Origin of the sequence: Sphaerimonospora thailandensis (assembly GCF_016863115.1) — a bacterium.
Classification (GTDB): Bacteria; Actinomycetota; Actinomycetes; order Streptosporangiales; family Streptosporangiaceae; genus Sphaerimonospora; species Sphaerimonospora cavernae.
This window is the reverse complement of the sequence record NZ_BOOG01000033.1, coordinates 1-14,380: the sequence shown is the minus strand read 5'-3', so window position 1 is coordinate 14,380 and position 14,380 is coordinate 1. Positions and strand designations below refer to the sequence as shown.

The window sequence follows — 14,380 nt, the reverse complement described above, 5'->3', positions numbered from 1 at the left end:
GTCGATATCGACACCGGGCGGCGCGAACCCCGCCCGGACCGAACGATCCTGAAGGAGAACCGATGCCGCTCACCGACACCGGCTACACCGCACTGCGCGTCACCCGTGAGGGCGCCGTCGCGACCGTCACCCTGGACAACCCGCCGATCAACACCCTCGACAGGGCGCTGGTCACCGACCTGATCCGGTTCGTCCGCTCGGTCAGGGACGACGACGCGGTACGCGTGATCGTCCTGGAGTCCGCGAACCCGGAGTTCTTCTCCGCGCACGCCGACCTCAAGTGGATGTTCGAGCCCGACGAGCTGACGGAGCTGGCCGACGACGACGGGGATCCGAACCTCAATCCGCTCCAGCAGCTGCACGAACGGTTCCGCACGCTGCCGCAGGTCACCATCGCCAAACTGCGCGGACGGCTCCGGGCCGGCGGCGCCGAGCTCGCCATGGCCGCCGACATGCGCTTCGCCGCCCGTGGTCGGACCTGGCTGGCCCAGCCGGAGACCCGGATGGGCATCTTCCCCGGCGGGGGCGGCACGCAGTACCTCACCCGGCTGCTCGGCCGCGCCCGCGCGCTCGAAGTCGTCCTCGGCGCCGAACTCTTCGACACCGACCTGGCCGAACGCTACGGCTGGATCAACCGTGCGATAGCTCCCGAGGACCTCGACGCCTTCGTCGACTCCCTCGCACGCCGGATCGCGGCCCTGCCGCCCGGTGTCGCCGAGGCCGCCATGCAGGCCATCGACGCCGCCGAAGCCAGCGGTGCCGTCCCGGACCTCCTCGAGGAGGCTCAGGCGCACGCCAAGGTCTACCCCGCCCCGCCGTCTGTCGTCGAGCGGATGCGACGCGCCGTCACGGCCGGCGCGCAGACCCGCGACGGCGAGCTCGACCTCGAGGGCCTGCTCGACCGCCTCAACTGAGTCATGTCGCGGCGTGGCCCACCAGGCGGCAACCGGAAGGGCCACCCAATTGATAGAAGTGTACTTCGTCGAAGTGTACTCCTATCTATTTCAGAGACGGAGGAGTCACAACTGCGGAGGCTGGGTGACTCCGCCGTAGAGGTGGGGGCGGCGGTCGGCGAGGACGTCGTTGCGGGGGGAGATCCGCTTGTCGGCCGCCTCGGCGAGGGCGCAGTCGGCCAGCAGGATCTGCTCGCGGCCGCCCGGCTCGGCCTCGCTCAGCGGGAAGCCGTCGTGGCCGATGATCGCCGACCCGGACACCCACTCCACCCCGCGCTCGGTGCCGGCCCGGTCGGCGACCGCCAGGAAGATCCGGTTGACCGACGCGCTCGCCTGCGCGCGCACCACCTCGATCGGCCGCTCCCCCGGCGGCCGGGGCTCGGCCGGCCAGTTGGTCGGCGCGCACACGATCTGGGCGCCCCGCAGCGCGGCCAGCCGCAGCCACTCCGGAAACTCCAGGTCGTAGCAGATGACCAGGCCGACCCTGCCGAGCTCGGTCTCGACCACCGGAGGCGGGTCGTCCCCCGGGATGAAGATCTCCTTTTCCCGATCCCACAGGTGCGCCTTGCGGTAGACCGCGCGCAGGCCGTCGGCGTCGACCAGCGCGGCGCTGTTGCGCAGCAGCCCGTCGGCGTCCAGCTCCGCGAAGCCGAAGCAGACCACCAGGCCGCGGTCGCGGGCGGCCCGGGCGAGGGCGGTCACCGCGGGACCGTCCTGCGCCTGCGCCGTCGCACGTGCCTCCGCCTCGTCGGCGAAGACGTATCCGCTGGTCACGAGCTCGGGCAGCACGACCAGCCGGGCTCCCCGGTCGGCCGCCGCCGACACCGCGGCCAGCGCCAGGTCGAGGTTGCGTTCAGGGTCGCCGACCACGGGAGCCAGCTGACATACGGCGACCCGTACGGTCATGACCGCACCGCCGGTCCGGGCTCCGCCTCGTCGTCCAGCTCGACCTCGGTCAGGCGCAGTTCCGGCGGGCGCCGGGTGAACATCCGGGTCAGCCCGAGCAGGTAGATGAACCCGGCCGCGACCCAGGACAGCCCGACGATGAACGTCAGCCCGGACAGGCTGGTCCACAGCCACAGGCTGAGCAGCACGCCGATGGCGGGCACCACGCCGAACTTGACCAGGTCGGCGGCGGTCCGCCGGCCCTCGTCCACGACATAGTGCTTGATCACCGAGAGGTTCACGAACGAGAACGCGACGAGCGCACCGAAACTGATCATCGCCGAGGCCAGATCCAGGCTGATGAACAGCGCCACCAGCGACACCGCGCCGACCGCGAGGGTGGCCAGCACCGGGTTGCGGAACCGGGGGTGCAGGTAGGCGAAGAACCGCCGCGGCAGCACGCCGTCGCGGCCCATGGCGTACAGGATGCGCGACACGCTCGCCTGGGAGGCCATCGCCGAGGCGAAACACCCGGAGATGTAGGCGGCGGTGAAGAAGGCGGCCATGGCGGCACCGCCGATGTGCTTCATGACGTCCAGCGCCGCCGAGTCCACGTCGGTGAACGACTGCCAGTTGGGGAAGGCCAGGTGGCCGACGTAGGAGATGACGATGAACATGACGCCGCCGGCCAGCGTCGTCAGCATGATCGCCCGGGGCACCCGCCGCCGCGGGTCGTGGGTCTCCTCCGACAGTGTGGAGACCGCGTCGAACCCGAGGAAGGACAGGCACAGGATCGCGGCGCCGCCGAGGATCTTCGAGGTGTCGGCGCCGTCGCTGAAGAACGGCGCGGTGAGCGACGGCAGCGGTTCGCCGGCGACGGCGCGCAGGGCGCCCACCAGGAACACCGCGATGAACACGATCTGGATCGCGATCAGGATGAGGTTCATCCGGCTGACCATGCGGATGCCCAGCACGTTCAGCCCGGTGACCAGGACGATCGCGGCGAGGATCCACACCCAGATCGGGATCATGTCGAAGGCGGCGTGCAGGTAGATGCCGATGACCAGATAGTTGATCATCGGGAGGAAAACGTAGTCCAGCATCAGGGCCCAGCCGGTCATGAATCCCAGGTGCGGGCCGAAGGACTTCTGCGTGTAGGTGTAGGCCGATCCGGCGTACGGATGCGCCCGGACCATCCGCCCGTAGCTGTAGGCGGTGAACAGCATGGCCGTGAGCGTGACGACGTACGCCCCGGGCAGGTGCCCCTCGGTCAGGTCGGTGACGATCCCGTACGTCGTGAACACGGTCAGCGGCACCATGTAGGCCAGACCGAACAGCACCAGCGAGGGCATGCCGAGCACCCGCTGCAGATGTGTCGTCGTGGTGTTGGGGGTGGAGTGGGGGGTGGGCTGGTTTGGCATCGAACCCTCCTCAGGGCTCCTTACGGACTTACGGGCGCTCGTACACGACGGAGCCCGCGGCGATGGTGTAGTCGACGTGCGCGTCGCCGACCGGACCGGCGGCGCGGCTGAACAGGTCGCGGTCGAGGACGGCGAGGTCGGCGCGCTTGCCGACGGCGATGGTGCCGGCGTCGTCGTCGTGGTTGACGTAGGCGGAGCCGGCGGTGAACGCGGCAAGCGCGACCGGCAGCGGCAGCGCCTGCTCGGGCAGGAACGGCGCGTTGCCGCGGTTGTCCGGGTCGATGCGGGTGACCGCGACCTCGATCTCCTCCAGCGGGTTGGCGGTGGTCACCGCCCAGTCGCTGCCCATCGCCAGCGTCGCGCCGGTGCGGAGCAGGTCGCCGAACGGATATTGCAGGTCGGCGCGGTCCCGGCCGAGGAACGGCAGCGTCAGCTCCTCCATCTGCGGTTCCATCTGCGCCCAGTACGCCTGGCAGTTGGCGGTGACGCCCAGCTCGCGGAAGCGGGGCACGTCCTCGGGCTGCACCAGCTGCAGGTGCGCGATGTGGTGCCGGTTGTCGCCGCCGCCGTTGGCGGCCCGCGCGGCCTGCACGGCGTCGAGCGCGTTGCGTACGGCACGGTCGCCGATCGCGTGCATGTGCACCTGGAAGCCGAGCCGGTCCAGCTCGGTCACCGCCGCGGCCAGCAGGTCGCGTTCGACGTACGACAGGCCGTGGTTGTCGGTGTGCCCGCCGCAGCCGTCGCAGTACGGCTCGAGCAGCGCGCCGGTGTAGTTCTCCATCACCCCGTCAGTCATGATCTTCACGGTGGTCGGGCGGAACCGGTCGGTGCCCATCTCCCGCTGGCCGAGGAACTCCGGGATCTGGTCGAGTCCGCGATGCCGGTCCCACCACAGCGCGCCGACCACCCGGGCGGTGAGCCGGCCGGAGGCGTCGAGCGAGCGGTAGGCGTCCAGCGTGGCCGGGGTGACCCAGGCGTCCTGCCAGCCGGTGATGCCGAGGGAGTGCAGGTGGTGTTGCGCGTTGAGGATCGCGGCCTCCCAGTCCTGCCGGCTGGGCAGCGGGACGTGGCGGTCGTTGAAGCTGTAGGCGGCGCCCTCGTGCAGGGTGCCGGTCGGCTCGCCGGTCCGCGGGTCGCGCTCGATGCGGCCGTCGGCCGGGTCGGGGGTGTCCCTGTCGATCCCGGCCGCGGCGAGCGCGGCCGAGTTCACCCAGGCGCCGTGCACGTCCCGGTTGAACAGGAACACCGGCCGGTCCGGCACGATCGCGTCGAGGTCGTCCTTGCTGGGCGTGCCGCCGGGGAAGTACTCCATCGCCCAGCCGCCGCCGACGATCCAGGGCACGTCGGGGTCGGCCGCCGCGTAGGCGGCGATGCGGTCGAGGTAGGCCTGCCGGCCGGCCAGGCCGTTCAGGTCCACGTTCAGCCGGTTCCGGCCGGCGAACGGGGCGTGGACGTGCGCGTCCTGGAAGCCGGGCAGCACCATCCCGCCGCGCGACTCGATCACCCGGGTGCGCGGGCCGATGAGCTCCCCGGCGGCCGCCGCGCCGAGCGCGACGATCCGGTCCCCGCGTACGGCCACCGCGTCGGACCAGCTCCGGGCCGCGTCCACGGTGTAGACGTCGGCCCCGGTGATGACAAGATCGGCGTACGGAGTCACTCGGTGCGCACCTCCTGGTTCTGAGAGAGATTGAGGGGTTTCAGAGGAAGTACAGGCGGGACAGGGACACCCGTTCGGCCGGTCTGGAGGTGAGCGGCTCACCGTCCAGGTCGACCGCGCCGGTGCCGGGATCGACGTGGACCCGCCCGGTGCGGGTGTTGCGCACCATGTCGGGCAGGCCGATGCCGCGCGTGCCGCGTACGGCCACGCGGCGGCGGCGGGTGGGCAGGCGGTCCTCCCCGGCGTCGCGGGCGGACCGGCTGACGAAGGCGACGGCCAGCTCGGCCGGGGCTGCGCCGTACCCGCCGAACTGCGGCCCGAGGACCAGCGGCTGCGCGCTGTCCACCGCCGCGTTGGGGTCGCCGGTCACCCCCCAGGCCGGGAACCCGGCCTTGAGCACGAGGTGCGGGGTGGCGGCGAACCGGGCCGGCTGCCACAGCACGAGGTCGGCGAGTTTGCCCACCGCGATCGAGCCGATCTCGTGGCCGAGGCCGTGCGCCAGCGCCGGGTTGACGGTGAGCTTGGCCAGATAACGCAGGACGCGGGCGTTGTCGTGCCGGTCGTGTTCTGCCCCCCGCTCGGCCTTCATCTTCGCGGCCAGGGCGAAGGTCCGCCGGACCGTCTCCCCGGCCCGGCCCATGCCCTGGGCGTCGGAGGAGGTGATCGGGATGACGCCGAGGTCGTGCAGCACGTCCTCGGCGCCCATGGTCTGCGCGCGGATCCGGTCGCGGGCCATCGCCTCGTCGCTCGGCAGGTCCGGAGACAGCCCGTGACAGGAGACGATCATGTCGTAGTGCTCGGCGACGGCGTCCCGGCCGAACGGCAGCGTCGGGTTCGTTGAGGAACCGATGACGTGCGGCTGCCCGGCCAGGCTGAGCACGTCGGGCACGTGCCCGCCGCCGCAGCCCTCGATGTGGAAGGCGTGGATCGTGCGCCCCTCCAGCACGGCCAGGGTGTCCCGTACCGAAAGGCTCTCGTTCAGGCCGTCGGTGTGCAGCGCGACCTGCACGTCGTGGTCCTCGGCGACCCGCAGCGCGGTGTCGAGCGCCCGTGCGTGCGCGCCCATGTCCTCGTGCACCTTGAAGCCGCAGGCACCACCCTCGGCCAGCGCCTCGATGAGCGGCTCGGGCCGGGAGGAGGAGCCACGGGCCAGGAAGCCGATGTTGACCGGCCAGGCGTCGAACGCGGCGAACGCGGTGCGCAGCGCCCACGGCGAGTTCACCCCGACCCCCCACACCGGGCCGAACTCCTGGCCGAGGATCGTCGTCACCCCGGAGGCCAGCGACGCCTCCATCACCCGCGGGGACATCAGGTGGACGTGGGTGTCGATCACCCCGGCCGTGGCGATCAGGCCCTCCCCGCTGATGATCGTGGTCCCGGTGCCGACCACCACGTCGACCCCGTCGAGGGTGTCGGGGTTGCCCGCCCGGCCGATCGCGGCGATCCGGCCCGCCCGGATCCCGATCGAGGCCTTGCGCACCCCCAGCACCGGGTCGAGGATCAGCACGTTGGACACGACCAGGTCACAGGTGTCGCGCACCGAGGTCGCCTTCAGGTGCAGGCCGTCGCGGGCGGTCTTGCCGAATCCGGCCAGGAACTCCTCGCCGTACCGCTGCGCGTCGGCCTCGACCTCCACCACCAGCCCGGTGTCGCCGAGCACCACCCGGTCTCCGGTCGTCGGCCCGTACACCGCCGCGTAGTCGCCACCGTTCATGCCTGCTCCCCCGCTCCCAGGTAGCCGCAGGCCCGGGCCCGTTCCAGCGCCGCCTCGCGGGCGCCGGGCGCGTCCAGCGGACCGTCCACCAGGCCGGCGAAGCCGACCGCCACCCGCGCGCCGCCGATCGGCACCAGCCGCACCTCACTGGCCGCGCCGGGGTCGAACCGTACGGCCGTTCCGGCCGGTACGGCCAGATGCCGCCCGTAGGCGGCGGCCCGGTCGAAGCGCAGCCGCGGGTTCACCTCGAAGAAGTGGAAGTGCGAGGTGACGCTGATCGGCACGGCCGCCGTGTTGACGACCTCCACCGTCACCGCGTCCACCCCGTCCACCGCGTCCACCCCGTCCACCGCGTCGTCGCCGTACGGCTCGGCTTGAGGCTTCCCGGGGATCACCGCGCCGGGCCCTGTCGGGCCGGGCCCCGCCGGGCCGAACGGCCCGGTGACCACGGCCAGCCGGGTCCCGTCGTCGAAGACCGCCTCGACCCGCACCTCGGTGACCACGTCGGCGACGCCGGGCAGCACGTCCTCGTGGGTCAGCACCGAGCGGCCGGCCTCGATCGCCTCGCTCAGCCGCCGGCCGTCGCGCGCCGCCTCGCACACCGTGTCGGCGATCAGCGCGGTGGCCTCGGGCACGTTCAGCCGCAGGCCGCGGGCCCGCCGCGCCCTGGCCAGCTCCGCCGTGGTGAACAGCAGCAGCCGGTCGCGTTCCGCAGGGGTGAGATGCACGACTGTCACCTCCGTGTCCAGGGCGTGGGCGCAGGGGGTCGGAGAAGGTGAGCGCGATTAGACCACGCACAGGAACGTTCCTGCAATAGGGTTGAAGGAACGTTCCGCCAATGTGGTCCGGATCGTTACCACAGGGGATGGCAGCCGATCTTTGCGAGTACCGTTGACCTCGATGAACGAATCCCGACCGATCACCCTGCAGGACGTGGCCCGCGCCGCGGGGGTGTCGAAGACGACCGTGTCGGACGCGCTGAGCGGGCGTGGCCGGCTGCCCGCCGCCACCCGCGAGCGGGTGGCCGCGATCGCCCGTGAGCTGGGCTACGTCGCCAACCGGAGCGCCCGCAACCTGCGCGGCGGCCGCACCGGGGCCATCGGCCTGTACTTCCCGGCGCGCACCATCGGGCTCGAGTACTACATGGACCTCGCCATCGGCGCCGCCGAGGAGGCGCTCGCGCACGACCTGGCGCTCACCCTCATCCCGGCCCCCGCGGACCCCGGCCGCACGCCGCCGCCGCACATCGACGGAGTGATGGTCTCCGACCCCGTGCTCGGCGACCCGATGCTGGGGACGCTCACCGACCTGCGCGTCCCGGTCGTCACCTGCGAGCGGGACCTGACGCCGGGCGCCCGGCACGCGGGCCGGGTCGAGTCCGACCATCGGGCGGGGACCCGCACCCTGCTCGATCACCTGTCCGGCCGCGGCGACCACATCGCACTGCTCTGCCCGGGCGAGGAGACCTCCTTCGGCCTGGACATCCGCACCGCCTACCGGGCCTGGTGCGCCGACAACGGCCGCGAGGCGCTCGTCTACGACGTGCCCTTCGTCTGCGATCCGGAGGACGTGAACCACGCGGTGGCCGAGGCCCTGCGCGCGCCGGGCGGCGTCGGCGCGATCGTCTCCGTCCCCGACGGCGGCGCGACCAGCGCGGTGCACGCCGCCCTCCAGCAGGGCCGCCACGTGCCCGCCGACCTGCTGGTGGCCTCCTACGTGGACAGCCCCTCACTGCGCGGCCTGGCCACCCCCATCACCGCGGTCGACATCGCCCCCCGCGAGATGGGCCGCCGGGCGGCGCGGCTGCTCGCCGGCATCCTCGCCGGCCACGTCGCGCCGGGCACGGTCGAGATCCTCCCCACCGAACTGATGATCCGGGCCAGCACGTCACACTGAAGCCTGTGCGGATTTCGGATCTTCGGACGGGGCGGGCCGACCGCCGGAAGCGGCGGACGCGAGCTGGAACTCTCGTCGCGCAACCCGCCATCCCGCTGAGCGGGATGGCGGGTTGCCGCAGCGTGATCTTCACCGGTTGGATGCCGCCCATCGACATCCGAGGAGACGCACAGGTGAACGACACCGCCACAGGACGTGGCGGACCGGCGGTATCCCCCACGAGGAGGAACACTGATGAGCACCACGCGTCTGGCCTGGATGTCCCGGGCCATCGCCGTAACCGGGACGGTCGCCCTGCTGACCGCCGGCGGAATCACCACCGCGCAGGCAGGTAGCGCCGAAGGCAACGGGACCGGCCACGCGATCGGCAACTCGTCCCATCAGTCGGTCCCGCCCGGCCAGCGAGGCAGGCTGCTGCGCAGCACCAAGCTGACCGGCGCCACCGTCCTGCCCAGCGCCGCGTCGAATCGCCTGGTCCGCTACGTCTCCGTGGGCGCCCGGGGCCGGCGCATCGAGGTCACCGGCGCGGTCGCGATCCCGCGGGGCAAGGCGCCGGCGGGCGGCTGGCCGGTCATCAGCTGGGCGCACGGCACCGTGGGCAACGCCGATCGGTGCACCCCCACCCGCCAGGACGGCGGCTACATCGGGACCGCCAGTCAGACACTCGACAGGTACGTGGCCGCCGGCTACGCCGTCGTGCAGACCGACTACGAGGGCCTGGGCACCCCGGGCGTCCATCCCTACCTGAACGGGCCGAGCGCCGCCAACACGGTGGTCGACATCGTGCGCGCGGCCCGCGCCCTCGACCCGCGCGTCGGCAAGAACTACGTCGTGATGGGCCACAGCCAGGGCGGGCACTCCGCGCTCTGGACCGCCGCCCAAAGCGACCCGCGCCGCGACGTCCGACTTCTGGGCGCGGTCGCCATCTCCCCCGGCGGCCACAACCTGAAGGTCACCACCTCGTACTTCTCCGCCATCCCGCACATGCCGCGGGCCCAGGCGATCGCGGTGCTGGCCTTCCTGCCGACCATCCTGAGCGGGGCCGAAGCCGCCGATCCGGCCATCGACGCCGCGGCGATGCTGATCCCCGAGGCGCAGCCGCTGCTGGAGGTCGGCCGCAACGGGTGCATCGAGGACTCGTACGCGGTCGCCGAGCAGGTGTACGCCGCCGCACCGCGCAACCCCTTCGCCGACGGCACCGAGACCGAGCAGGCGAAGCTGACCGCCTACCTCGACAGCCAGGCGTCCGAGCACCTCAGACTGCGGGTGCCGACGATGGTGGTCTCCAGCTGGGGCGACACGCTCGTCGATCCGGCGACCCAGGTGAACCCGCTCATTCCACGGCTGTGCGCCAACAGCAGGCCCCTGGTGGACTACTTGCTGCTGGGCTCGCCGCCCGCCACCGGGCCGGACCACAGGACGACCGTGGCGGCCTCGTACGGCGAGGCCCGCGCCTTCGCCGACGCGGTCTTCGCGAGACGGACGCCGGCCACGCACCAGGCGTGCTGACCGGCTGAGTGACGACGGGCCCCGGTTCCAGCTGGAACCGGGGCCCGTCCGCTCCATCCACCCGGCTGGAGATCCGAGCCGGGCGCGGTGTTTCAGCCGGCTCGGGGCGGGACGATGACGCCGCGGACCTCGCCGAAGGAGACGGCGCTCCCGTTCCTTCCTGGAGCGGTGGCGGTGATGACGACCTCGTCGCCGTCTTCGAGGAACGTGCGCTTGCTCCCGTCGGGCAGCTCGATCGGCGACTCGCCCGCCCAGGACAGCTCGATCAGGGAGCCGCGCTCATCCGGCCGGGGTCCGCTGATCGTGCCCGAGGCGAACAGGTCACCGGTGCGCAGGCTCGCGCCGTTCACCGTCATGTGGGCGAGTTGCTGGGCGGCCGTCCAGTACATCCCGGCGAACGGCGGCCGCGACACCACGTGGCCGTTCAGCCTGACCTCCAGTCGGATGTCCAGCCCCCAGTCCTCCATGCCCGCGTCGTCCAGGTAGGGCAGCGGCCTCGGGTCGCGTACCGGCGGCTCGACCCGGGCGCGTCCGAGCGCCGCCAGCGGGACCACCCACGGGGAGACCGACGTGGCGAACGACTTGCCGAGGAAGGGACCCAGCGGCACGTACTCCCACGACTGGATGTCCCGGGCCGACCAGTCGTTGACCAGGCAGGCCCCGAAGACGTGGTCGGCGAAATCCTCCATCGGCACCGGCATGCCCGGCTCGGAGGGGGCGCCCACGACGAATCCCAGCTCGGCCTCGATGTCCAGGCGGGTCGACGGGCCGAAGACGATGTCACCGTCCGGGGTGCGGCGCTGCCCGCATGGCCGTACGACCGGCGTGCCGGACACCACGACCGTGCCCGCCCTGCCGTGGTAGCCGATCGGCAGGTGCCGCCAGTTCGGGGTCAGCGGCTCCTGGCCGGGGCGGAACATGCGGCCGAGGTTGGCGGCGTGGTGCTCTGAGGCGTAGAAGTCCACGTAGTCGGCGACGGTGAAGGGCAGGTGGAGCCGCACCGCGTCCCGGTCCACCAGGTGCGGCCGCACAGCGCGCTCGTGGGCGGCGTCGGTGAGCCAGCCGGTGACGCGCTCGCGGGTCTCGTCCCACACGGCCCGCCCCCGGGCCATGAAACGGTCGAGCGTGCCCTCGGCGAACGTGCCCGCCATGGCCGGCCACAGGTCCCGCGCGGCGGCGCCCAGGTCCAGGACGTGCCCGCCGACCGCCACGCCCACCCGTCGGTCCGGCCCGCCGGTGGAGAACACGCCGTAGGGCAGATTGTCCAGGCCCCATCCGTCGTCTCGAAGGTCGATCCAGGTCACAGTCGCTCCTGTACGGTCGCGGTCCGAATGCTGATCAGGCGGGTACGGTGATCAGGCCCAGCGCGGCCAGGTCGTCGAGAGGCTCGTCGATGCTGCAGGTGCCAAACGATCGGAACATCCGGCGGGCCGCCGCCACCTCGTCGTCGCCGAGGGCGCGGATCCGGTCTGCCACCGCGGCGGCATCCCGCTCGGCGAGCACCCCGGCCACCTCGTCCGCCGCCACGCCGTCCAGGGCCGCGCTCGTGGCGAGCAGCACGTTGAGGAACCCGTGGTGCTCGAAGCCCGTGTCAGGCGCGGTGTGCCGTACGGCATGGTGCAGCCCGGCGGTGCACTTGAACGGCAGGCCCCGGTCCGCGCAGGCGACGATCGCCCCGGCCAACTCTGCCTCGGACGGGAACGCCTGCGCCTGGAGGCCGCCGGTACGGAACTTCGCGAGGAACGCCGTGCCCGCGAGCACGTCCAGCACGGGAAGGGACGCCTCGCCCCGTGGAACCTCGACGAACCCGGCGGCGCCCCTGTCGGGGCCGCTCGCCCGGTTGCCGCTCGCCCGGTTGCCGCTCATCCAGGCCCGCAGCGCGGTCACGGCCGCCGCCGCGTCGGCCGGATCCGCCACGCCCGAGACCTCCAGCGCCACCGCGTTCGGCAGCGTGCCGAGCCCCTCGGCCAACCCCTCGGCCAGCCCCTCGACCAGCCCCTCGATCGCCGCCGGTCCGCCCGTCACCACGACGCTGATCGCCAGGTCCGCCGGGAGCTCGGCCAGCCGGGTGTCCGCACAGATGAACGGGCCGACGAAACCGGCGTACCACGACGCGCGATGGCGGCGATGCGCCGGTACGGCCGCGGCCATGGGCGCGTTGCCGGGCGGGAAGAGCGCGGCGTCGTCGAACAGCGAGGCGAACAGTTCCTCGCCACGGGCCTCGCCACCGGAGAACGTCACCTCGTCGCTGTCCACGATCGCATGCTAGTGGACCTTTACCCCGCTGATCAGCACGAACTCGCCGGGGCCAGGCCGTACCGGGCAATATGCCCAGACCATCCGGCACCAAATCGATCTACGCCGGACAATCTGCACAACAGGCCCTTATCGTGCGGTCACCCCGGCAAGGGTGCGGTCACCCGCCGGCAGCGTGAGGCTCCCCCCGCACACCGACAGTCTCCCCGTCCCCGCTCAACTCGCGCGTTCGGTCACGCCTCGGCTGCTCGGGGACTCGGCGTCGGCGCCCCGGCCGCGAAGGGCTGCGGCACCGGCCACCACGGCGGGCACCAGGATGACCGCCGCGGCGATGTTGACCGCGTGGAAACCCCCGAATGCGAGGATCGGCCCGGCCAGCGCGGCCGCCACGGCCCCCGCGTAGCTCATGCCCGCGTCGGTGACACCCTGCAGCGGCACCCGGACCCGGGCCGGCGAGGCGCTCGTCAGCAGCGCGGAAGCGGAGATCACCGACGCCGACCAGCCCACCCCGAGGACGGTCAGCGCCACCGCGGTGAGAGCCCCGCCCGCCGGGGTGGCCGCGGCCAGGAAACCGAGCACGAGGGCCACCGAGAGCATCGCGATGCCGCCGAACGCGACCCGGACCACGCCGAGCCGGTCGGCCAGCCAGCCGAAGACCGGACTGAACCCGTACATCCCCAAAATGTGCAGGCTGATCACGATGCCGACCACCTGCAGCGTCATCCCGTGGTGCTGCAGGTGCAGCGGGGTCATCACCATCACCGTGATCATCACGGCGTGTGCCGCCGCGATGAGCACCACCGCGAACCGCGCGGTCGGATGCGCCGCCGCCCAGCGCAGCGCCGCCATCGCACCCACCGTCGGTTCCGTCCCGGCGGACCCCGCCGAACCGGCCGCAGCCGCCTCCCGGGGCCGTACGGCAGGCCGGAACAGCAGCGCCACCACCGCCGCCGCCAACACGAAGGACAGGACCGAGAACAGGTAGGGGCCGGACAGAACGGGCAGCCCGAGCCGTACGCCGAGCCTGTCCCCCACCTCGCTGAGGTTGGGTCCGGCCACCGACCCGATGGTGGTCGCCCAGATCACCGTCGACATCGCCCTGGCCTGGGTGGCAGGCGGGACGTCGTCGGCCGCCGCGTACCGGGTCTGCAGGTTCACCGCCTGCGCGACGCCGAAGAAGGCCAGCGCGGCCAGCAGGACGACGATATTGGAGATCACCGCGGCGGCGATGATCAGAGCGCCGCCGATGGCGGCGAGCGCATAGCCCAGGGTGAGCGACCAGCGCCGCCCGTGCCGGGACGCGACCGCGGCCAGCGGCACCGCGGCGACCGCCGCGCCGAGCACGTTCGCGGCCGAGCCCAGCCCCGCCATCGTGGTGCCGCCGACCGCCTCGATGAGCAGCGCACCGACCGCGACCCCGGCGGCGACTCCGACTCCACCGAGCAGGTTGGCGACGACAAGGACCCCGATTCTGCCTAAACCACCCACTGGGCCACCTTTCGTTTGCCTGTCGCCATCATCCGGCATTCAGGTAGGAGTCCGGCACAGGTTTTCCGGCCGCGGCGACCGGACCAGCAGGGCGTAGTAGGCGTCGACCGCAGGCTGACCAGTGCGATCGGGACCGTGGGGAGGCCTCCTCACTTCCGTAGATCGTTTCTCTGTAGGATGCGGGAGACGACGCTCGTCAAACCCAACTGACCCGGGGGTCGACCGTTATGCGATTCGAGACCGGCATCGACATCGACGCGTCTCCGGAGCGGATCTGGCGGGTCATGACGGACGTGGCCAGGTGGCCCGAGTTCCTCCCCACGGTGACCGAGCTCGAGTTTCTCGGCAACGGTCAAGGGGACGGTCCACTGGGCCTCGGCAGCCGTGTCCGGATCAAGCAACCGGGGCTTCCCGTGATGGTCTGGCAGGTGACCGAGTTCACGGAGGGCGGCTCCTTCGTCTGGCAGGCGACCAGCGGAGGCGTGACCACGGTCGCGGGGCACGCGATCACACCTCGACCGGGCGGCGGATCGCTCCTCCTCACGATCGACCAGTCCGGCCTGCCGGCGCCGCTGGTGGGCCTGCTCACCGGCGGGCGGAC

General features: G+C 72.3%; 12 protein-coding genes. 4 read left to right on the top strand and 8 right to left on the bottom strand.

Going from position 1 to position 14,380, the window contains the following annotated elements; translation table 11 throughout:
- The first annotated feature begins 62 nt into the window (after positions 1 to 62).
- Positions 63 to 914 carry an enoyl-CoA hydratase/isomerase family protein gene (locus tag Mth01_RS17590; protein WP_204016960.1) on the top strand — a complete coding sequence of 284 codons (852 nt, stop codon included), beginning with the start codon at positions 63 to 65 and terminating at the stop codon, positions 912 to 914.
- A 105-nt stretch (positions 915 to 1,019) separates the two neighbouring features.
- On the opposite strand, the gene Mth01_RS17585 is transcribed toward Mth01_RS17590, so the two are convergent.
- From Mth01_RS17585 to ureA, 5 genes are read right to left on the bottom strand one after another with little or no spacing between them, the layout of a single operon-like run.
- On the bottom strand, positions 1,020 to 1,859 hold the full coding sequence (locus Mth01_RS17585; RefSeq protein WP_204016959.1) for a nitrilase-related carbon-nitrogen hydrolase: 840 nt from the start codon (positions 1,857 to 1,859) through the stop codon (positions 1,020 to 1,022).
- On the bottom strand, positions 1,856 to 3,259 hold the full coding sequence (locus Mth01_RS17580) for an APC family permease (protein WP_204016958.1): 1,404 nt from the start codon (positions 3,257 to 3,259) through the stop codon (positions 1,856 to 1,858). The genes Mth01_RS17585 and Mth01_RS17580 overlap by 4 nt, the downstream gene beginning before the upstream one ends.
- A 28-nt stretch (positions 3,260 to 3,287) precedes the next feature.
- Entirely contained in the window at positions 3,288 to 4,916 is a 1,629-nt protein-coding gene (locus Mth01_RS17575; RefSeq protein WP_204016957.1) for an amidohydrolase, read from the bottom strand.
- Between the two features lie 40 nt (positions 4,917 to 4,956).
- Positions 4,957 to 6,630, bottom strand: a complete 1,674-nt coding sequence (locus Mth01_RS17570; protein WP_204016956.1) for an urease subunit alpha — start codon at positions 6,628 to 6,630, stop codon at positions 4,957 to 4,959.
- Positions 6,627 to 7,358, bottom strand: coding sequence for an urease subunit gamma (ureA, locus tag Mth01_RS17565; RefSeq protein WP_204016955.1), 732 nt, complete (start codon positions 7,356 to 7,358; stop codon positions 6,627 to 6,629). Before ureA ends, Mth01_RS17570 begins: the two co-directional genes overlap by 4 nt.
- Positions 7,359 to 7,530: 172 nt before the next feature.
- On the opposite strand from ureA, the gene Mth01_RS17560 reads away from it, so the two are divergent.
- Complete coding sequence (locus Mth01_RS17560; RefSeq protein WP_204016954.1) at positions 7,531 to 8,526, top strand: LacI family DNA-binding transcriptional regulator; 996 nt, start codon at positions 7,531 to 7,533, stop codon at positions 8,524 to 8,526.
- Between the two features lie 234 nt (positions 8,527 to 8,760).
- Positions 8,761 to 10,035 (top strand): alpha/beta hydrolase, encoded by a 1,275-nt coding sequence (locus Mth01_RS17555; RefSeq protein ID WP_204016953.1) that lies wholly within the window; start codon positions 8,761 to 8,763, stop codon positions 10,033 to 10,035.
- A 92-nt stretch (positions 10,036 to 10,127) separates the two neighbouring features.
- Here the strand turns inward: Mth01_RS17555 and fahA are convergent, their stop codons facing one another.
- The 3 genes from fahA to Mth01_RS17540 form a co-directional block, all read right to left on the bottom strand.
- A complete protein-coding gene (fahA, locus tag Mth01_RS17550) occupies positions 10,128 to 11,339 on the bottom strand; it encodes a fumarylacetoacetase (protein WP_204016952.1) in 1,212 nt (403 codons plus the stop codon).
- Positions 11,340 to 11,373: 34 nt separating this feature from the next.
- On the bottom strand, positions 11,374 to 12,291 hold the full coding sequence (locus tag Mth01_RS17545; RefSeq protein WP_239089764.1) for a hypothetical protein: 918 nt from the start codon (positions 12,289 to 12,291) through the stop codon (positions 11,374 to 11,376).
- Between the two features lie 216 nt (positions 12,292 to 12,507).
- The gene (locus tag Mth01_RS17540; RefSeq protein WP_204016951.1) at positions 12,508 to 13,779 is read right to left on the bottom strand and encodes an MFS transporter; all 1,272 of its coding nucleotides are present in this window, start codon (positions 13,777 to 13,779) and stop codon (positions 12,508 to 12,510) included.
- A gap of 227 nt (positions 13,780 to 14,006) precedes the next feature.
- On the opposite strand from Mth01_RS17540, the gene Mth01_RS17535 reads away from it, so the two are divergent.
- The coding region (locus tag Mth01_RS17535; RefSeq protein WP_204016950.1) for an SRPBCC family protein at positions 14,007 to 14,380 on the top strand (374 nt) is incomplete at its 3' end.

What these genes read in the sequence shown, in the direction of transcription:
- Mth01_RS17555 (WP_204016953.1), top strand. Translation starts at nt 8,761, where the DNA reads ATGAGCACCACGCGTCTGGCCTGGATGTCCCGGGCCATCGCCGTAACC.
- Mth01_RS17580 (WP_204016958.1), bottom strand. Translation starts at nt 3,259, where the DNA reads ATGCCAAACCAGCCCACCCCCCACTCCACCCCCAACACCACGACGACA.
- Mth01_RS17570 (WP_204016956.1), bottom strand. Translation starts at nt 6,630, where the DNA reads ATGAACGGTGGCGACTACGCGGCGGTGTACGGGCCGACGACCGGAGAC.
- Mth01_RS17590 (WP_204016960.1), top strand. Translation starts at nt 63, where the DNA reads ATGCCGCTCACCGACACCGGCTACACCGCACTGCGCGTCACCCGTGAG.
- Mth01_RS17585 (WP_204016959.1), bottom strand. Translation starts at nt 1,859, where the DNA reads ATGACCGTACGGGTCGCCGTATGTCAGCTGGCTCCCGTGGTCGGCGAC.
- Mth01_RS17560 (WP_204016954.1), top strand. Translation starts at nt 7,531, where the DNA reads ATGAACGAATCCCGACCGATCACCCTGCAGGACGTGGCCCGCGCCGCG.